Below are 21292 nucleotides of genomic sequence, written 5' to 3'. Positions count from 1 at the left end.
CACCCCCGATTAGTTTTCGTTGAGTAGACTAGACAATTTACGTGCAAAACCTTTATCGGTAATAGCTAAAGCCACTCGGGCCTCCTTACCTGTAGCATGTCCTAGATCATAACGATCTCCAATTACATGATACTCAACGTTGTAGTACGTGCACTTATCTTGAATTTTCTTACTAGAGTTTTTAGAAGCATCGTTTGCAAGCAATACTATCTTAGCATTGCCATTACGGACTTCCTTTACTACTAGCTCTTCTCCTGAAATCACTTTACGTGCTCTTGCCGCGATCCCAAGCAAATTAAATATTGCTTGATTTATCATAAAATTGACTCCCTACGAATCAGCAAAATAAGTTCCTCATAAATTTCTTCAGGAATTTTAACATCAAGCTGGTGCCCTAATACATTTTTCTTACGCGCGATGTCAACTGCCTGCTCTGATTTAGAGACATAGGCACCACGCCCAGGTTTTTTTCCGGAGACATCTACACTTACTTCGCCCTCTTTTGAACGAACAACACGTACCATCTCTTTCTTTGGTAGCATTTCTCCAGTTGCTACACATTTACGAAGAGGTACTTTTTTGTTTACAGCCATAAGAATCACCATTCCTCTCTGAAGCTTGTCGTAAGAGGTGGACAAGTTATGCTCTACTTGACGCTCTGACAGTATTCAGTCGGCGTAGGGGGCCCACTGAATACTGTCAGCTAACTTGTCACACGGGCTTTCTTACTTATTCTTCGTCGTCTTGATATAAGTCAACTGCTACATCATCAAAATCACTTTCTTCATCATCCGCAGGGATGAAAGTGCTTGTAGCCGAAGGATAAATACCTAATCCACGAGCATCTGTCTCACTCTTAATATCAATTTTCCAACCAGTAAGCTTCGCTGCTAGACGTGCATTTTGCCCGCGTTTACCAATTGCTAGAGATAATTGATAGTCTGGTACGACAACTGTTGTCGATTTTTCTTCTTCATTCACTTGAACATCTAATACTTTCGATGGGCTTAATGCATTAGCTACAAAGACAACTGGATCTTCAGACCATTCTACGATATCAATTTTTTCACCATTTAGTTCATTGACAATCGTTTGTACACGAGCTCCCTTTGCCCCAACACATGAACCTACTGGATCTACTTCTTCATTATGCGCAAAGACAGAAATTTTAGAGCGATCACCAGCTTCACGTGCAATTGATTTAATCTCTACAATACCCTCATAAATTTCAGGTACTTCCATCTCAAATAATCGGCGTAATAAACCAGGATGTGTACGAGACACAATCACTTGAGGTCCACGTGTCGTACGTTCAACTTTTGTAATATATACTTTAATACGATCATGTGGATGATAGGATTCACCTTGGATTTGTTCATTAACTGGCAATGCCGCTTCTACTTTCCCAAGACCGACATAGATATTACGAGCATCTAAACGTTCAACAACACCCGTTACGATATCATCTTCACGATCTACGTATTGCTCATAGATTAAACCTCGTTCCGCTTCACGTACACGCTGTGTGACTACCTGTTTTGCTGTTTGTGCAGCAATGCGTCCGAAGTTGCGTGGCGTTACTTCCTGCTCCACGATGTCCTCTAGCTGATAAGCTGGATTAATGATTTTTGCATCTTCTAGCGAAATTTGCAAACGATCATCTTCTACCTCTTCCACCACATCTTTACGTGAAAATACACGAATTGAGCCCTTATCTAAATTTAAGTCCACTCGAACATTTTGTGCTTGGTTAAAGTTGCGTTTGTAAGCTGTAACTAATGCCGCTTCAATGGCTTCAATTAACACATCTCTTGAAATTCCTTTTTGTTCTTCTAGCGCATTCAGCGCATCTAACAAATCACTACTCATTTTGTTTTCACTCCTAAATATGCATTATGCTGAAAAATCAATGGCAAGACGTGCCAATGCGATTTTTTCTTGTTCAATTGTTACTGTCATTTTACGTGTTTTAATACGCACTTCCATCACTAATGTATGTTCATCGTATGACGTTAAGTAGCCTAGGAATTCCTTCATGTCCTTGATGGGCTTGTAGGTTTTTACGTAAATAAATTTGCCAACTGCTTTTTCAAAATCTGTATCTTTTTTTAATGGACGTTCCGCTCCAGGTGAAGAAACCTCTAAATAATAATTTTGTGTAATTGGATCTTTTTCATCCAATAACAAGCTTAGTCGTTCACTAACTTGAGCACATTGGTCAATGTCAATTGCACCCTCAGGTGTATCAACATAGACACGTAAAAACCAGTTACGTCCTTCTTTTACGAACTCAATATCCACTAGCTCAAGATTTAACTCATCCACAATTGGTTTAGCGAGCTCTTCAATTAAAGATGGTACTTTGCTCATTATTTCCTCCTGTATTTATCAAATTCTAGCGTATGAATTGTTCATTACTATCAGTTAACGCAGTAATGAACCATAATAAAACAGAAATTCCACCAGTTGCTTTGGTGAAATTTAACGGTCTTACCTGCTGTTAGTCAAAATTTGTTTTGCTACGGTTAAACAACAGAAAAGAGCGGGTATGCCCCACTCTTTTGCTGGAAAAATATCAACAAATTATTACCATAAGAATAGCACAGTTCTCGACACAATGCAAATTTCCGTCATTAAAGATAACCATATTGTGTCAGGAATTTGAAAATGCATGAAGACCTTTCAATACGAAACAAATCCCATACTAGAATAGTGATAACTGATTAGCATCAGGCATGCCTTCTAAACATCCAAGCTGATCCATGTATTCAATAAGTGTTTTGGATACACGACCACGTTGCTGTAAATCTTCCTTGGATAAAAACTCTCCCTCTTCACGAGCAGCTACTATCGTTTTGGCCACGTTAGTCCCAAGGCCTGGTATCGCGTCGAATGGAGGGATGAGTGAATTGCCATCAATGACAAATTCACTGGCTTGAGAGCGATATAAGTCAACCTTTTGGAAACTCATACCTCGTTCACACATTTCCAACGCAAGCTCCAACACCGTTAATAAATTTTTCTCTTTAGTGGATGCATCTAAACCTTTCATATTAATTTCATCAATACGTGCTCGAATCATTTGTGATCCTTGAACCATCGCAATTAAATCGAAATCATCTGCCCGAACTGTGAAATACGCTGCATAATAAAGAATTGGGAAATGTACCTTGAACCATGCAATACGTACAGCCATTAACACGTAAGCTGCCGCATGGGCTTTTGGGAACATATATTTTATCTTTTTACAGGATTCGATATACCAGCCAGGTACTTTATTGGCGAGCATCTCGGCTTCAAACTCTTCTGATAAACCTTTCCCTTTACGAACAGATTCCATGATTTTAAAGGCTAATGACGGCTCTAGACCTTGGTAAATTAAATACACCATAATATCATCACGACAACCAATTACTTCTTTCAGCACACATGTACCGTTTTGAATTAATTCCTGTGCATTGCCTAGCCATACGTCTGTTCCATGTGAAAGTCCAGAAATTTGTACAAGCTCTGAGAATGTGGAAGGCTTTGTATCTTCTAGCATTTGACGTACGAAACGTGTACCAAATTCCGGGATACCCAATGTTCCTGTCTTACAGCCAATTTGCTTTTCTGTGACTCCTAACGTTTCTGGAGAACTAAAAATTTTCATCACGACAGGATCATCGGTTGGAATTGTTTTTGGATCTATTCCAGATAAATCCTGCAACATCCTGATCACCGTCGGATCATCGTGTCCAAGTATATCAAGCTTTAAAATATTGTCATGAATCGAGTGGAAGTCAAAATGGGTTGTCCGCCATTCTGCATCCTGCGCATCTGCAGGGAACTGTACTGGAGAGAAGTCATAAATATCCATATAATCAGGTACAACAATAATTCCCCCAGGGTGTTGCCCTGATGTACGTTTTACGCCTGTACAGCCTTGAACTAAACGATCGACTTCCGCACCTCGGAAATGTAAATTATGATCATTTGCATAGCCTTTTACATAGCCATATGCTGTTTTCTCCGCCACTGTACCGATTGTTCCAGCACGGTATACATAATCCTCACCAAATAGCACCTTTGTATAGTTGTGAGCTTGTGGTTGATATTCACCCGAAAAATATGACGATAGGTAAGCCTTTGAAGTTATCGCCAGCTTTTCCCCCGTCCCACACCGTGCATGAGGCTTTCACACTCACACGGCGTTCCATCGTTAGTTTTGTTGAATGTTATAGACTAAGCTTTGGATTTCCTACTTCCGTTCTTAGCCTGTTTAATTTGTTCATTGCTTTTATTTCGAATTTACTTAAAATCTTCTGATATTCTTTATTCCTTAAAGGGTCTGAATTGTGAATGAGCATATGATACTTTCTATTAATAATAATCAAGTTATCGTATTCATCTGTACCACCTTGTGCTGTTGATTTAATATGATGACATAACGCTTGATGAGGTGTTAATCTCTCACCCGTAATACCACAGCAGCCTTTTTGTGCTACATATTTACTCAATCGGTTATTCTCATACAGAACACTTTTTGATTTATATATTCCTTTACGAAACATTTCGATTTCTCGAATGGACACTTGTTTTAAATCTTTATGAATTACTTTCCTATCAACTTCATTGTAAATTGTGAATTCAGGCTTTCGCTGTCCTCGTATATCATGTCGAACAGCTTCAATAGGATATACCAGCAATCCATTGCTTTTGAAACGTGGATAATTGTAATCTCCGTAAAATTTATCAATCACTCCGTTTGTTTCTTTTGTTTTCAAAAAGATGTTTCTTATCATGAGTGATTTAATGTTTGGGTGAATGTTATGCCTTATCTCATTAAAATCCTGAGCGATCCGAGTTGCAATCTTATAATAGTTTTGCAGCCCTAAAATATTCGCATTAAAATTCATCACTTTTTGTGGAGTAGGACTTTTTCTTAGTTTTACTAGCTGATGCCTTATAACGCCTTGTACCTTTTCTTTTGCTCTTGGGTCCATCTTAGAATTGACGATGTATCCTGTTTTCGCATTGCCTTTTTGTACCGCTCTAAAGCGAACTCCTAAAAAGTCTGTACCATTCTTACGCAAATTCGTGATTTTACTTTTTTCTTCACTAATTTCTAGCCCTAATCGTTCTTTTAACCATTTTTCAACAGCTATTTTAATCTTTCGAGCATTTTCATATGAGTTCGTGAATATTTTAAAATCATCTGCGTATCGAACTAGATACATTGGTTTTAACCTTGTCTTTTTAAGTGCGTCCGTTTTATTGCGTTTTAGCTTATAAGGTACTCGTGTCGGTTTCGTTTCCCATTGATTTGAAATCCACCAATCCAACTCGTTTAATACTACATTGGCAAGTAGCGGAGATAAAATTCCTCCTTGGGGCGTTCCTTTCGTTGGTACTCCTTCACCTGTAATTTCAGCTTTCAGCATCTTTTTGATGATTACTAATACTTTTTTATCCCTAATACCAATCGTCCATAATTGTCTCATTAGCTTTTTATGATTTACATTATCGAAGAAACCTTTAATATCGATATCAACGACAAAATGTTGATGACTATGATTCACCATATGATAGCATCTTGCGAGTGCATCATGTGTGCTTCGTTTCGGTCTAAAGCCATAACTTTGCGGATGATATTTCGCCTCTGTAATCGGTTCTAATACTTGCAAAAACATTTGCTGTATTAATCTATCCTCAATAGTTGGGATACCAAGAGGTCGCATCTTTCCATTCGGTTTTGGTATGAATAACCTTCTTACTGCATGTGGTGAATAATTTTCTAGTCTTCTTCGAACAAGCTTGATTAGTTTATCAGCATTCATTTTGTTTAAATGTTTAATTGTGTGTCCATTAGTACCTTTCGTTTTACTACCTGTATTACTTTTAAGGTTACGAAAGGCGAGCATGATATTTTCTTCGGAAATAATCACATCATAAAGGTCTGTAAAATAACGACCACTTTTACTTTCGTTATAAAGATCATCAAAAGTTGTTTGCAATCCAAAATACTCATTGTTTCTTAACTTTTGAATCATTAAGTCAGTCAACTAATCACTCCCTTTGAGCTTTCGTTCTCTTTAGTCATACTAGAATCTGACTTGTGTAGGTTTGTTTTCAACACTAACGACTTGTGCCCTTCCCTCAGAAATGTTTTTTCCTCCGACCTATTTGTTATTCAGTCATCACTGGCATTTCATCATCGGTACTACGGCACTACTGCCACTCCGTTAAAACGAGTTATAGCTAAAAGCTTTTCCTCGTACCGTCGTCATCGACATGCAACTGTCTCTTACGTTTGGAGCTTCACACGTTCCACTATTTCTATCTGTACATCTTCCCTTAGGTTCCCCCTAAATTCCGCTAGGCTTGCATGTGCCTGTAACACAAGATGGATTTTCATAATCAAACGCTTACTCATCCACACCTAGAAGCCCTAATTTGGACCCCGCAGCATTTCTACTGCGTGACATTCACGAAAAGTCAATCGAGGGTTCGTCCCAGTCAATCTACTGATTCTAACCATAGAAAGTTTATAGACGCCAGACCTATCATTCACAGGATGTCTCCTTTTCCACAGCCGTACTGTTTGGGTGAACTTCAGCCCACTTTAACGAGCTTCATACAAGTTTCAATTTTGCAGTCATCCACTTGCATGTCGTAGCTTCAGCGAGTGTGTTTCGGGGCGTTACTCCGTCATTCCACACTTCGAAATAGCAGTTCTACCATTAATGGTGGCTAATCTTTTCAATTAGCAACGTGTCGCACTCAAATCGATATCGGGTACCTTGTCACCTTTAAAACCAAGGAAGGTTTCAAATGGTATATCTTGTCCATCTTTTTTATAAGGTGTGCCACATTCTGTACAGTCTTTATTTGGTAAATCGAAGCCAGAGCTGACAGATCCATCATCGAAAAACTCGGAATGTTTACAACTAGGACAAATATAGTGAGGAGGTAATGGGTTAACCTCTGTAATTTCCATAAAAGTTGCTACTAACGAAGAACCAACCGAACCACGTGACCCTACTAAATAGCCATCAGCTAATGATTTTTTCACTAGCTTGGCAGAAATTAAATAAATTACCCCAAAACCGTGACCCAAAATCGATTTTAATTCTTTCTCAATTCGAGCCTTCACGATTTCTGGTAAGTCCTCACCATAAATACGATGGGCCATTTCATAAGTTAAATTAGTTACCTCATCATCAGAGCCTTCAATTTTTGGTGTATAGAGGTCATCCTTAATCGGTTTGACGTCGCCAATACTTGCTGCTACTTTTTGAGCATTCGTCACAACTACTTCTTTTGCAAGATCCGGTCCTAAAAAATCAAATTCTTTCAGCATTTCATCAGTTGTTCTAAAATGAACCTCCGGTAGCTTGGATCGATTTAAAATATTCGCTCCACCTTGTGAACCAATGAGTATTTGCCTGAACATTCCATCTGTTGGATCTAAATAATGGACATTGCCAGTAGCAACAACAGGCTTATCTAGCTTCTTCCCAAGTTTAACAAGTTTACGGATAATATCTTCTAATGTCCATTCATCACGCACAACATTTCGTTCGATTAATGGCGCATATACAGCCTTCGGTTGCACCTCAATATAATCGTAAAAACGAGCGACTTTCTCTGCTTCCTCAGGAGATTTATTCATCATTGTTTCGAATACTTCACCATTACTACAACCAGATCCTACTAATAAACCCTCGCGATATTGCTCAAGCACTGCCCGTGTCACCCGAGGAACACGATAGAATGTTTTTGTATGCGAATGTGAGACGATTTTAAATAAGTTTTTTAAGCCTGCATTATCTACTGCTAAAATCGTACAATGCATAGGTCTACCTTTTTTATAGGCATCCCCACCACCAATATGCTTATTGAAGTCATCATGGTAGTTGATAGCTAGCTCATCCGCATCCTTTAATAGCTGCAGCAGTAAATACCCTGTCGCCTCTGTATCATAAATCGCTCGGTGATGTTGTGTTAATTCAATATTGAATTTTTTACAAAGGGTATTCAAACGATGGTTTTTCATTGTAGGATAAAGCAACCTTGCTAGCTCTAATGTGTCAATTACAGGATGGACCGTCTCTTCAAGACCAAATTTTTTATAGCCTGTATAGAGGAAGCCTATATCAAATGACGCGTTATGAGCGACAACAATTGCGTCACCGATAAAGGCATGAAATTCTTTAATGACCTGCTCTACCTCTGGTGCATTTCGAACCATATCATCTGTAATACCTGTTAATTCAATGGTAGTGGCCGAAAGTGGATGATGTGGATTTGCAAAGCTTTCATATTTATCGATAACATGTCCATCTTTAATTTTAACTGCAGCCAACTCAATAATCGTATCGTATGCAGTGGATAGCCCTGTCGTTTCTACGTCAAAAACAACATACGTTGTGTCTGCCAATAAACGATGCTCTGGAGCATAGGCAATTGGTACACCATCATCCACTAAATTTGCTTCCAGACCATAAATAATCTTAATGCCATGTTTTTTCCCCGCCGCATATGCTTCAGGGAAAGATTGCACAACCGCATGATCCGTAATAGCTATTGCTGGATGCCCCCACTTTGCAGCCTGTGCAACAAGCCGATCAACAGGTGTAACAGCATCCATTTGGCTCATTGGTGTATGCAAATGTAACTCAACACGCTTTTCACCCTCTGGTGCTAAATCCTGTCGTGTTTCTTTTTTGATTTCATTAATATCATTCGCCATGACGATTAAATCACGAATGAATGTATCTGTTTGCACAGAGCCTCGAACTTTAACCCACATGCCCTTTTTCAGATGTTGCATTAATTCGGCATCATCATTATCACGAGAAAACATTTTAACAATGATGGAATCTGTATAGTCGGTAATTTTGATTTGTAATAAGGAACGTCCACTTTTTAACTCTTTAATTTCCGCATCAAAGACAAATCCTTCAATAATAACACGGCGTTCTTCTTCAACAATCCGTTTAATTTCCATGATTTCATCATCTTTAATATGCATTCCAAGTTGGAAGGGACGGTCACCAAGGTTCGCCAGTGCTGGATTGTCCTTCTTCTCTTGCTCACGTTTTTGGAAATCCTGCATCGCTTGCTGTGCCAGAGCCACTTCTTCCAGACGTTTCTGCTCCATAAACGCTTCCTGTGCCGCAATCATTTCTTCCGTTTCTTCTTGTAGCACAAAGTCGATTGCCATACGAGGGAAACCAAATTGACCATAGCTTTCTGCTAGTTTGTCAGCATACTTTGTTTTTAGCATCATAAATTCCATTTCCTGCATGCAGGATAATGTCATCTTTTGGCCGTTCCATGTTGGTACTTGAGAGACGAGACAATTTTTAAGCGGTGGGGCCATCTCATCAATTTGTTCCACAACATTTAGCCAGTAAGCTTGCACCAGTTCCTCTGTCACATTTTGCTCTAACGTTTCAAATGTCGTATTAACTTGCGCGATCGCTGAAAACTTCTCTGTCAAATGCGTACGGAAAAGCTGATATAACGAAAACGGTAGTATATCTCTTAACTTAATGGTGAAATGCCAAAGTCTGTCCTTTTTATGAACTGTCAGGCGTGATAATTCACCTTCCTCAAAAAATGACATGTATACATCATCTGTTAACTCTAATTGTTGCAAGAGCATTCGAAGTCTCATTCTTGCCTCTTGTTGCTGTTCCAATCTAATGACACCTACTTTCAGAAAGAGGCAGCTTATTTAGCCTCATGTTCTAATTCGTCTCAAACGCATGATGAGAATTCAAGAAAAAAATTCGCTCCCACACTGCGGGCGCTCTTCAAGTTTAACAGAGATTTTACCATCTGTTGTTTCTTGCTTGGCTCACTGTCCCGCAGAAGTGTCGCGAATTATTTATATCTATCTTATCAAATTTATACGAAAGCCTCTATCAAAAGCATTGGCTTCCAATTATGACCAACCTTCTAGCAGGTCATTAGTTTTTACGGAAAAATTCGTTAAGGTGATCAATGACTTCTTCTTTTTTCCATTCAAATGTTTCACCCGTTTGACGGAATTTCACCTCTATAATACCCTCTGTTGCTTTTTTACCGACAGTTACTCGAACAGGTAGACCAATTAAATCAGCGTCCGCGAATTTTACACCTGCACGTTCAGGACGATCATCTAATAGCACATCATAACGGTATGATTTTAATAAGCCATACAGCTCCTCTGCTAATGCCACTTGCGCCTCATCTTTTGTGTTAACTGGTACAACATGAATATCATATGGCGCTAATTGTGTTGGCCATGTAAAGCCATTGTCATCTTGGAAGTGCTCAGCTACAGCAGCTAGAATACGAGATACACCAATACCATAGCAACCCATAATAAATGGTTGAGCCTTTCCTTGCTCATCTAAGAAAGTACCATTCATTTTAGCAGAATATGTAGTACCTAATTTGAAAATATGACCAACCTCGATACCTTCTGCAAATTTAATGATACCTTGTCCATCAGGAGAAGGATCTCCCTCTTGAATAAAACGAATATCTAAATAGTCATTAACTGCAAAATCACGCTCTGGGTTAACATTGACTAAGTGGAATCCATCTTCGTTAGCACCTGCAATACCATTACGGATGGATTTAATTGCTTGGTCTGCTACTACTTTTACGTCTACTGGTAGTTTCACTGGACCAATTGAACCAACGCCACAGCCTAATAAATCTTTAATTGCTGCTTCACTAGCAAGTTCCACTGACCCTGCATCAAGTGCATTTTTCAATTTGATATCATTAATTTCATGATCCCCACGTGCTAGGACTACAACAAGCTCACCATCTACATCAAAAACTAAAGATTTGATGACATTGGCTGGCTCTACTTTTAAGAATGCTGAAACTTCTTCAATCGTTTTTTGTTCTGGTGTTGCTACTTTTTCCACTTCTTTTAAAGCCTCATCAGATGGTTGATAGTCAACGATGACTTCAGCCATTTCGATGTTTGCTGCATAGTCCGAAGTATCCGAGTATGCAATTGTATCTTCACCGATTTCAGAAAGCACCATAAATTCATGTGTACCTTTACCGCCAATTGAACCTGCATCTGCAATAACGGCGCGGTAGTTTAAGCCAAGGCGGGAGAAAATATTAGAATAAGCACGGTACATATCTTCATATGTTTCATCTAAACTTTCACGTGACGCATGGAAAGAATAAGCATCTTTCATGATAAATTCTCTTCCTCGTAGTAAGCCAAAGCGAGGACGTTTTTCATCACGGAATTTGGTTTGAATTTGATACAATGTTAACGGTAATTTTTTATATGATTTAATTTCATCACGTACTAAAGTAGTAATGACTTCTTCATGTGTTGGTCCTAATGCAAAATCACGGTCATGACGGTCTTTTAAGCGCATTAATTCAGGCCCGTATTTTTCCCAGCGACCTGACTCCTGCCATAGCTCAGCAGATTGTAGGGATGGCATTAGAAGCTCAATGGAGTTGATAGCTTCCATTTCTTCACGGATAATTGTTTCAATTTTTGTTAGCACACGTTTTGCAAGCGGTAAATACGAGTATACCCCACTTGTATTTTGACGAATAAACCCTGCACGTAGTAATTGCTTATGTGATTTTACTTCAGCATCAGCAGGTACTTCACGTAACGTTGGGATAAATGTTTTACTTTGCTTCATTCAGTGTTCCACCTTTTTCAATAGATAAGTTTATACTCTCAATAGCATAAACAAATTTAGCTTTGAGCGCAATGTTTCATCGAAATTGCGCTCAAAGCTAGGAAATCAAATTTCATTTAACTGTAGATCATTTAAAAGAAGAATCGTTGTATATCGTTCCATGTAACGACCACCATTAAAATCATCAGTAGGACGATTCCTACAAAATGTACAATCCCTTCTTTTTGACGGTCAATTGGTTTACCACGTAGCGCTTCAAAACCAAAGAATAATAAACGACCTCCGTCAAGTGCTGGTAATGGAAGTAGGTTCATAATTCCTAAGTTAATACTTAGCATTGCTGCCCAATTCATTAAGTTCATAATACCATACTGGGCAACTTGCTCTGTTGCTTTATAAATACCTACAGGACCAGAAAGTGCATCGATTGTGAACTTACCAGTAATCAGCATACCTAATAGTTCAAATATTTTCACAGTCATATTATAGGTTTCTTGTGCTCCATAGACAACCGCCTTTATTGGGTTAAACTCCCTTGGGCTTTCATAGCGCACACCTATTTGACCATATTTTTCACCGTCCTGTTGGATTTCCTTCACGGTCATATTTAAGTTCACAGATTGTCCATTTCGTTCAACTGTCACGGAAATATCTTCGTTTGGATGATCTTGAACGATAGCGGCTAAATCCTGCCATTTTTCAACAGCTTGTCCGTTAATAGATGTTACTCTATCTCCTGCAAGCATCCCTGCTTGTGCAGCTGGATCATTCTCTACTACTTCCGTGATGATTGGCTCATAAGTTGGTACTCCATGGATTAATCCAATCACTAAATAAATCACAAACGCAAGAATAAAGTTAAACAAAGGACCTGCAAAGATGGTCATCGCTCGTTGGCCAACTGTTTTTGCATTAAATTGACGATCCTGTGGTGCAATGACCAGTTCACGACCATTTTCCACAAGAACACAATCTCTAGCTACTTGATAACGAACTAAACGTTCTTCTTCATCATAGCCCTCTACAAATAACTCCTTCTCTAAATCAGCACGTTCAACTTCTAAAAATAATAAATCTGGTAACTGCTTATTATTTTGATTGAAAATAATTTTTTTAACAATATTATCCTCATTCACAATAAGCCCTATTCGGTAGCCCGGCTGTAATTCAGTGCCATCCATATCCTCGCCGGCCATACGTACGTATCCCCCGATAGGTAATAATCGAATGGTATACATTGTTTCTCCATGTGTTCTCCCATAAATTTTGGGACCCATTCCGATAGCAAATTCACGTACTAAAATGCCTGCACGTTTGGCGAATAAGAAATGTCCAAGTTCATGGAAGAAGACGAGCATGCCAAATATTAATATAAATGCAATGGCTGTTTGCATATTACCCCACCTTTAATAGCGATTAGTTAACGATACAGTGCTTTCGTTATTTTACCATGTCTAACACTATTTTTCTTGTCTCACTATCCACATGTAATATGGTTTGTAAATCTGGTATTGCAATGTTTTGGTGTGCTTGCATCACACGCTCAATCGTCTCATCAATTTCAAGGAATGTGATTTTCCCTTGTAAAAAGGCTGCAACTGCTGCTTCGTTTGCTGCATTCATCGCTGTCAAAATGGTACCACCCATACGACCAGCCTCATATGCTAAACGTAAAGCAGGGTATCGCTCAAAGTCCATCTCTTGAAAATGTAGTTGACCAATTTGCGCTAAATTTAGTCGCTGACCATTATGTAATGGTATACGATCTGGGTAGCTTAAAGCATATTGGATTGGCACACGCATATCTGGTGTACCTAGCTGAGCAATAACACTAGTATCATGATACTCAACTAGAGAGTGAATAATACTTTCTCTATGCAAAAGTACATCTATTTTATCATATGGCATATCAAATAAAACATGTGCTTCAATGACTTCTAATCCCTTATTCATCATTGTAGCGGAATCTATCGTAATTTTTGCACCCATAGACCAGTTCGGATGATTAAGTGCATCTGCGACCGTCACGTGTTTTAATTGCTCTCGCGTTTTATCACGGAAGCTACCACCAGAAGCAGTAATAATCAAACGTTCAATATTTTTCGGATTCTCGCCATTCATCGATTGGAAGATGGCAGAGTGTTCACTATCTACAGGCAAAATGGTTGCCTTGTATTTTTTCGCCTCTGCCATCACTATATGTCCAGCAGTTACAAGGGTTTCTTTATTAGCAATAGCAATCGTTTTGCCCATACGAATTGCTGCTAATGTTGATTCAAGCCCTACACTTCCAAGCACGGCATTGACTAGTACAGTCGAATCTGGGTGTGTTGCGACCTCTACAAGTCCTTTTGCTCCAAACGTAAATTGGATATTTGGAAACTCACTAGCAAGCGTAAGTGCGTCTTCTTCTAATTGCACTGAAACTAATTCGGGCTTTAATGTTTCAATCATTTCTCGCGTTTTCTCTAAGTTTTTCCCTGAAGAAAAAGCCACTAATTGAAAAGCATCACGTTGTTCTTTTAAAATATCGTAGGTTTGCCAACCGATTGAACCAGTAGCACCCAATAAACTAATTTTTTTCACAACAAATTGTCCCCTTTTTTCTATCTAAGCAAATGATTTAGCAAGCTGCCTTTTCGTATACAGATTAATTACCAAATAAATGTAGAAAATGAAGTAGTGGCACGACAAATAATAGACTATCAAAGCGATCTAAAATCCCGCCATGCCCTGGTAAAATATTGCCCGAATCTTTTACATCAAAATGACGTTTAATAGCGGACTCTACCAAATCGCCCATTTGACCAATGATTGAGGCAAAAATCGTTACAAAAACAAGTGATATATAACCATTTGCGAATGGGTAAATGAGTTGCATACCAACTGCAAAAATGACAGCAATGACAATTCCACCTATAAAACCCTCAATCGTTTTCTTTGGTGAGATTTCTGGCCATAACTTATTTTTTCCTAATTTTCTGCCTACAAAATAAGCACCGGAATCTGTTGTCCAAACCACTAATAAGCAATAAACAACATACTCTAATCCAACATTTCTTGTTTCAATTAAATAATGGAATCCTAATCCCACATAAAATGCACCTAATAAAATAAAACCAACTTCATCAAAAGTTATTTTATTTTTCACTAAAACCACGTAAATAAGAAGTAGCATCATGAGACCATAGACTACCATTAGATTAGACGAATAGCCTATTAATTCTACAACCTGTTCACTCCAGTCCTTCGGGATAACAAGTAAAATTAACGTGACCAGCCCTAAGAAGCCAGGTACAGAAAAAATGGAAATACCTTTCATTTTTAATATTTCATAAAAACCGACAATAGCCATTGCAAGCACAAGTATGGTAAACGGTACTTTGCCATAAATAACGAACGGAATAAAAAGTGCTGCTGCGATTATTGCCGTGATAATACGTTGTTTCAAGTTGTTTCTTCTCCCTTCAACCCACCGTAACGGCGATTACGTTTCTGATAGTTTTCCACCGCTTCCAGTAAGGTTTCCTCACTAAAATCTGGCCACAATGTATCTGTAAACCAAAATTCTGTATAGGCGAGCTGCCATAGCATAAAGTTACTTAATCGCACTTCACCACTTGTACGAATTAAAAGATCTGGCTCAGGTAAATGGGCCGTCATTAAATGAGATGTTAAGCAATCTTCTGTTATGTCTTGCATCGTTAATTGACCGTCCTGCACTTTCTGAAGCATCCTCTTCATGGCATTGACCATTTCAGAACGACTACCATAATTCAACGCAAAATTTAGAATAAGCCCTGTATTATGCTTCGTTTCTTCCATTGCCTCATACAACGCTTTTTGTGTATGGGCAGGTAATAAAGATGGGTCACCGATCATTTCGACACGTACATTACGCTCCATCATCTCTGGTAAAAAAGAACCTAAAAATTCAACAGGTAGCCGCATCAGAAAATCAACCTCAGGTTTTGGTCGCTTCCAATTTTCAGTGGAAAATGCATAGACAGTTAAGACTTTAATACCTAAGTCTGACGCAAATCTCGTTACCTTACGTACCGTCTTCATTCCTTCATGATGACCAGCAACACGTGGCATAGCTCGTTTCTTCGCCCAACGTCCATTTCCGTCCATAATAATCGCTACATGGGCAGGAATCGGCTCGCTTTTAGTTAGGGCCACACGCTCCTCCAATGATAGTGTATCCATATTTATTTGTTTACCTAATAGCTTTTTAAACATGCTAACTCCCCCACTACAACTAATCGGACGTATACTAACCTATCATAACAAACAAAAGCGCCTTTTGTCTTTTTTTTCCCTCTAAATTGACTATGTATGTACTAGCTTGTTTTAGAACTATACACATATTAAAGAATGAGTTTGTTAAAAAATCGATGATTGTATCATTAATGACCTTTTCACATTTCATAAATGCTCTCTACATGAGTAAGCAATTTGGCTATGAATAATAAAGAGAAAAGACGTCCTGTTAAGTATAGGACGCCTTCATCTCATCAAAAAGTTCCATCATAGACGTGTAAAAGTATAGTTTACACCTCTAAAATTTCTTTTTCTTTATCTTTCGCTACTTGATCTACTTTCACAATGAATTCATCTGTTAATTTTTGGATATCTTCACCAAAGCCACGTAGATCGTCTTCTGTGATTTCGCCAGCTTTTTCAAGTTTTTTCAAATCATCATTTGCATCACGACGAACATTACGTACAGCAATTTTTGCGTCTTCCGCTTCTTTTTTCACTTGTTTTACTAGATCCTTACGACGCTCTTCCGTTAGAGCTGGGATCATTAGACGAATGACAGAACCATCATTTGTTGGTGTGATACCAATATCTGATTTCATAATTGCTTTTTCAATATCACCTAAAATTGATTTATCGTAAGGTGTAATTACTAATAAACGCGCTTCAGGTACAGAAATACCCCCAAGTTGGTTAATTGGTGTTGGTGCTCCATAGTAATCAACCGAAATACGATCTAATAGAGATGCATTCGCACGACCTGCACGAATAGAAGCTAGTTCACGTGAGAAAGCAGCGATTGTTTTGTTCATTTTTTCTTTTGCTTGTTCTAATACTTGTTTAGCCATTATACATTCCTCCTAACAACTGTTCCGATTTTCTCGCCTTGTACAGCACGTTTAATGTTACCCGGCTCCGTAATTGAGAAAACAATTAGCGGGATATCGTTATCCATACATAAAGTAGAAGCCGTTGAATCCATTACTTGTAAGCCTTGTTGGATAACGTCTAAGTATGTGAGTGTATCATATTTAATGGCTGTCTCATCCAATTTAGGATCCGCTGAATAAACGCCATCAACATTGTTTTTAGCCATTAAAATTGCATCAGCGTCAATTTCTGCTGCTCGTAATGCGGCAGTCGTATCAGTAGAGAAGAACGGATTACCTGTCCCTGCTGCAAAGATAACGACACGCTTTTTCTCAAGATGTCTAACTGCTTTACGACGAATGTATGGCTCCGCTACTTGAGTCATCACAATAGAAGATTGAACACGTGTTTCAATGCCTAATTTTTCAAGTGCATCTTGTAAAGCTAGGGAGTTCATTACGGTTGCCAGCATGCCCATATAGTCCGCAGCTGCACGATCCATTCCCATTTCACTACCTATTTTCCCACGCCATATATTACCGCCACCTACAACAACAGCAACTTCTACATCAAGATCTACTACTTCTTTTACTTCTTCTGCAACAGACTTGATTATTTTTGGTGATAAACCGAAGCCCGCTTCTCCAGCTAACGCTTCACCACTTAGTTTAATAACTACTCGTTTATATTGCGGTACACTCATTGTAAACCTCCGTAAGACTTTATTTAAAACATCCCTATTCCCTTTTCCATTATAGTATATCTAACAATAATTGCTAGTTATGAATAAGGCAGAATAGAAAATTATCTTCAATTTTTCATTCACTTCGGAAAAATAGGGAACACGCTATGTTGTGTTCCCCATTTTTTTGTCTAGATAATCTAGATATTATTTGATTAGAATCAAATGCAAGCTAAATTAGTTACCTTTAACTTGGCTCATTACTTCTTCTGCAAAGTTATCTTCACGTTTTTCGATACCTTCACCAACAGCGTAACGTACAAAGCCGTTTACAGAACCGCCAGTTGAAGCTACAAAATCACGTACTTTTTGATCTGAGTTTTTAACGAAAGTTTGGTCAAGTAAGCAAACATCTTCGAAATATTTACCAAGACGACCTTCAACCATTTTTGCAACGATGTTTTCTGGTTTACCTTCGTTAAGAGCTTGTTCAGTTAATACTTTACGCTCACGTTCAACTTCTTCAGCAGAAACTTCATCGCGAGAAACATAAGTTGGGTTGATTGCTGCAATGTGCATAGCAACATCTTTAGCAGCTGCTGCATCAGTAGAACCTTCTAAAGTTACTAATACACCAATACGACCACCCATGTGTAAATAAGAACCGAATGCATCTGCATCAGATTTTGTTTTAATTTCGAAACGACGAAGTGTAATTTTTTCACCAATTGTTGCAATAGCAGTAGAGATTTGATCTACAATTTTCACGCCTTCAGCATTTGCAAGCTCTAAAGCAGCTTCAACTGATGCAGGTTTAGCAGCAAGTAATTGCTCTGCTAAAGATGCAACTAATACTTGGAATTTGTCGTTTTTCGCAACAAAGTCAGTTTCAGCGTTTACTTCAAGGATGATTGCTTCGTTACCTTGTTCTAAAATGTAAGTTGTACCTTCCGCAGCGATACGGTCAGCTTTTTTAGCAGCTGAAGAAAGACCTTTTTCGCGTAGGAAGTCGATAGCTGCTTCTAAGTCGCCATCTGTTTGTACTAACGCTTTTTTACAATCCATCATACCAGCGCCAGTTTTTTCACGTAATTCTTTTACTAATTGTGCAGTAATGTTTGCCATTTAGTGTTTCCTCCTCAAATTGGTTGAACATAATTTAATGATAGGTTCTAAAAAAGGTGATAAGGGTTCTGAGCCACTTATCACCTTTTTGTAAACGTGAATTACTCAGCAGCAACTTCTACAGCTGGAGCTTCTTCTTCACCTTGTTTTGACTCGATTAAAGCGTCAGCCATTTTAGCAGTTAAAAGTTTAACAGCGCGAATAGCATCATCATTAGCAGGGATTACGTAGTCGATTTCATCTGGATCACAGTTCGTATCAACAATACCTACTAGAGGGATGTTTAATTTACGAGCTTCTGCAACCGCAATACGTTCTTTACGTGGGTCAACCACGAACATTACGTCTGGAAGATCGTGCATATCACGGATACCGCCTAAGAATTTGATTAGACGTTCGTGTTCTTTTTTAAGTTGGATTACTTCTTTTTTAGGAAGAACTTCGAAAGTTCCTTCTTCTTCCATTTTTTCGATTTGTTTCATACGTGCAACACGTTTTTGAATTGTACCGAAGTTTGTAAGAGTACCACCTAACCAACGTTGGTTGATGTAGTAGTTGCCTGAACGTTCAGCTTCATCTTTGATCGCTTCTTGTGCTTGTTTTTTCGTACCAACGAAAAGAACTTTACCACCGTCTTGACCAACTTGACGCATGAAGTCATAAGCTTCCTCTAATTTTTTAACAGTTTTTTGTAAGTCGATGATGTAGATCCCGTTACGTTCAACGAAGATATATTTCTTCATTTTTGGGTTCCAACGACGAGTTTGGTGACCGAAATGTACACCAGCTTCAAGTAATTGTTTCATAGAAATTACTGACATGTGAATTTCCTCCTAATATGTTTGGTTTTTATCCTCCGCATTTATCATCTGCAACAAGCTACCCTAAGCTTAGAGCACCACTTACTACATCAAAATGCGTGTGTATTAATAACACCATTTGCAACTATATCATAGCTTTGAACGATTCGCAACAATTTAGTAATGGAATTTCAGTAAAAGCTCGATTTCTGTTTTGCCTTTTTGCAGTTGTTTCGCTATTTCCTCTGGTGATTTTCCCTGCTTTGCTAATTCTAGAACCTGCTGTTCCACTGTCAGCAATTTTTCTGGTTCTTTTTGCTCCTCCACTTTTAGAGGTGGGGCTGATTGCACCATTTTTGAACCTGTTTGTTGCTGACGTGAATAAGCATTTGCGACAATATTTTTAGGTACATAGATACGAGCATCTTTATCTAAGGCTAGAGAACTATCACTTTTTACCTCATGTACTACTGGTAGAGGCGACTGCTCCTGAGTTGCCACATATTGCTCGGTTTGCTGCATGCTACTAGCCGTTATTTCAGACTGTGAGACATTTTGTAACTCTTTAATAAGACGGTCATTTTCATCTTTCATTTCAGCTAAATACACACTAATGGTGTCGTCCATTTCCCTCATTAATCGTTCTTGCTTCTTTTCCAAATCTTTAAACTTTGCTAACTTTGTGTTTAAAATGATAAGAAAGTAAAATGAAATGAGCTGTAAAAAGAATAGCACCGCTATTAGAATGGTTGTCATTGTAAACTCCTATCCACTAAAATCCACGAAATTCCCTTTAAACGGATGTTGTGCCTGTTTTTCTTGTTGATCCTTTTTTTTCTTTTTATGAATACCTGTTAAATATTCACCGCCTGCATCTTCATCCTCACTAATTTCATCCATATCTTCAGATGTATTGACAATTTTCTGTTGACGCTCAACTTCTTTTTTTAATGCTTCATTTGCATGTGCTTGTTGGGCTAATACTTGTTGCTGTGCCTGATCTGCCATTTTTCCTGCTTCAAATGTTTTTGGAATAGCAATCTGTAACTCAACACCTTTTAAACTCATTGGAATCTCTCCCTCAAGGATATTTACGCATTAATCATTTCACTCGATAATAGCTTTCGTAGCTTTAATAGCGCTTTTGAATGAATTTGTGAAATGCGTGATGTTGATAGTTCAAGCATTTCACCAATTTCAGTCAAAGTTAATTCCTCTGTGTAAAATAAACTTAGTACAAGCTGTTCTTTTTCATTGAGTTTCTGAATATTTTCAGCTAAATCATCTAATAACTCTGATTTAATGATAGCTTGCTCAGGTGTTTTTGTTGTATCATCTCGGATGACAAATGACTTGCCATCTGTTTCTTCTTGATCTTGTTGTTCATTAATAGAAAGAACATTGGAAAAAAAATGCTCCTGCACCGTCTGATAAACATCTTCAACAGGTAACTTCATATGCTCCGCAAGTTCCTCAGGTGTTACATGACGCATATATTTTTGCTCTAGCTGTTCAATTTGAGCATCTAATTTTTTGGCTTTTTCGCGTGCTGACCGCGGTAACCAGTCTTCTTTTCGTAAACCATCTATGATGGCTCCTCTTACTCTAAACGAAGCATATGTATCAAATTTTAAATCTCTGTTAATGTCAAATTTATTTAGTGCATCAAAAAGCCCTACCATCCCTAAACTTGTTAAATCGTCACGTGATACGCTTTTTGGCAAACCTGCACCAATACGTTGGACATGATAAGATACTAAAGAAATGTATTTTTTTATAAGTAAATCACCAGCATCTGGATCACGCTCATGTATCCAGCGATTCCATAGTTTTTGCTCATCGTTCAGAATTGGTTGTGTCATGAAATCCACCTCTCTAAAAAACGC

17 protein-coding genes and 2 pseudogenes are annotated in these 21292 nt (G+C 38.4%); all 19 read right to left on the bottom strand.

Going from position 1 to position 21292, the window contains the following annotated elements; all coding sequences use genetic code 11:
• Nucleotides 1-9: 9 nt before the first annotated feature.
• On the bottom strand, nt 10-318 hold the full coding sequence (locus MHB65_RS05545; protein WP_205441990.1) for a YlxQ family RNA-binding protein: 309 nt from the start codon (nt 316-318) through the stop codon (nt 10-12).
• On the bottom strand, nt 315-593 hold the full coding sequence (locus tag MHB65_RS05540) for a YlxR family protein (RefSeq protein ID WP_205441989.1): 279 nt from the start codon (nt 591-593) through the stop codon (nt 315-317). The genes MHB65_RS05545 and MHB65_RS05540 overlap by 4 nt, the downstream gene beginning before the upstream one ends.
• A 136-nt stretch (nt 594-729) precedes the next feature.
• Nucleotides 730-1869, bottom strand: coding sequence for a transcription termination factor NusA (nusA, locus tag MHB65_RS05535; RefSeq protein ID WP_205441988.1), 1140 nt, complete (start codon nt 1867-1869; stop codon nt 730-732).
• A gap of 24 nt (nt 1870-1893) precedes the next feature.
• The gene (rimP, locus tag MHB65_RS05530) at nt 1894-2370 is read right to left on the bottom strand and encodes a ribosome maturation factor RimP (RefSeq protein WP_205441986.1); all 477 of its coding nucleotides are present in this window, start codon (nt 2368-2370) and stop codon (nt 1894-1896) included.
• A 334-nt stretch (nt 2371-2704) separates the two neighbouring features.
• Nucleotides 2705-4108 (bottom strand): annotated as a pseudogene (locus MHB65_RS05525) (PolC-type DNA polymerase III); the annotation flags it as partial.
• Between the two features lie 109 nt (nt 4109-4217).
• The gene (ltrA, locus tag MHB65_RS05520; RefSeq protein WP_342442714.1) at nt 4218-6044 is read right to left on the bottom strand and encodes a group II intron reverse transcriptase/maturase; all 1827 of its coding nucleotides are present in this window, start codon (nt 6042-6044) and stop codon (nt 4218-4220) included.
• A 716-nt stretch (nt 6045-6760) separates the two neighbouring features.
• Nucleotides 6761-9688, bottom strand: a pseudogene (locus tag MHB65_RS05515) (PolC-type DNA polymerase III); the annotation flags it as partial.
• A 271-nt stretch (nt 9689-9959) separates the two neighbouring features.
• Nucleotides 9960-11666, bottom strand: coding sequence for a proline--tRNA ligase (locus MHB65_RS05510; RefSeq protein WP_342442713.1), 1707 nt, complete (start codon nt 11664-11666; stop codon nt 9960-9962).
• A gap of 131 nt (nt 11667-11797) precedes the next feature.
• Nucleotides 11798-13060: an RIP metalloprotease RseP gene (gene rseP, locus MHB65_RS05505; RefSeq protein WP_342442712.1), complete on the bottom strand. Its 1263-nt coding sequence runs from the start codon at nt 13058-13060 to the stop codon at nt 11798-11800.
• A 46-nt stretch (nt 13061-13106) separates the two neighbouring features.
• The gene (dxr, locus tag MHB65_RS05500) at nt 13107-14252 is read right to left on the bottom strand and encodes a 1-deoxy-D-xylulose-5-phosphate reductoisomerase (protein WP_342442711.1); all 1146 of its coding nucleotides are present in this window, start codon (nt 14250-14252) and stop codon (nt 13107-13109) included.
• A 64-nt stretch (nt 14253-14316) separates the two neighbouring features.
• The gene (locus MHB65_RS05495; RefSeq protein ID WP_205441981.1) at nt 14317-15117 is read right to left on the bottom strand and encodes a phosphatidate cytidylyltransferase; all 801 of its coding nucleotides are present in this window, start codon (nt 15115-15117) and stop codon (nt 14317-14319) included.
• Entirely contained in the window at nt 15114-15908 is a 795-nt protein-coding gene (locus MHB65_RS05490; RefSeq protein ID WP_205441980.1) for an isoprenyl transferase, read from the bottom strand. The genes MHB65_RS05495 and MHB65_RS05490 overlap by 4 nt, the downstream gene beginning before the upstream one ends.
• 311 nt (nt 15909-16219) lie before the next feature.
• Nucleotides 16220-16777: a ribosome recycling factor gene (gene frr / locus MHB65_RS05485; protein WP_205441979.1), complete on the bottom strand. Its 558-nt coding sequence runs from the start codon at nt 16775-16777 to the stop codon at nt 16220-16222.
• Nucleotides 16777-17502, bottom strand: coding sequence for a UMP kinase (gene pyrH, locus MHB65_RS05480; RefSeq protein ID WP_205441977.1), 726 nt, complete (start codon nt 17500-17502; stop codon nt 16777-16779). The genes frr and pyrH overlap by 1 nt, the downstream gene beginning before the upstream one ends.
• 216 nt (nt 17503-17718) lie before the next feature.
• Nucleotides 17719-18606 carry a translation elongation factor Ts gene (gene tsf / locus MHB65_RS05475; protein WP_016994555.1) on the bottom strand — a complete coding sequence of 296 codons (888 nt, stop codon included), beginning with the start codon at nt 18604-18606 and terminating at the stop codon, nt 17719-17721.
• A gap of 101 nt (nt 18607-18707) precedes the next feature.
• On the bottom strand, nt 18708-19427 hold the full coding sequence (gene rpsB, locus MHB65_RS05470; RefSeq protein WP_008180715.1) for a 30S ribosomal protein S2: 720 nt from the start codon (nt 19425-19427) through the stop codon (nt 18708-18710).
• Between the two features lie 156 nt (nt 19428-19583).
• Nucleotides 19584-20162, bottom strand: a complete 579-nt coding sequence (locus MHB65_RS05465; protein ID WP_342442710.1) for a hypothetical protein — start codon at nt 20160-20162, stop codon at nt 19584-19586.
• 9 nt (nt 20163-20171) lie between these two features.
• Nucleotides 20172-20474, bottom strand: a complete 303-nt coding sequence (locus MHB65_RS05460) for an RNA polymerase subunit sigma (protein WP_342442709.1) — start codon at nt 20472-20474, stop codon at nt 20172-20174.
• A 23-nt stretch (nt 20475-20497) separates the two neighbouring features.
• Complete coding sequence (locus MHB65_RS05455) at nt 20498-21268, bottom strand: FliA/WhiG family RNA polymerase sigma factor (protein WP_205441974.1); 771 nt, start codon at nt 21266-21268, stop codon at nt 20498-20500.
• Between the last annotated feature and the right edge of the window lie 24 nt (nt 21269-21292).

The sequence above is a fragment of the Lysinibacillus sp. FSL K6-0075 genome (assembly GCF_038592945.1).
In the GTDB taxonomy this organism is placed as follows: domain Bacteria; phylum Bacillota; class Bacilli; order Bacillales_A; family Planococcaceae; genus Lysinibacillus; species Lysinibacillus fusiformis_F.
The sequence above is the reverse complement of the archived record's forward strand: the minus strand, read 5'-3'. Positions and strand labels throughout refer to the sequence as shown.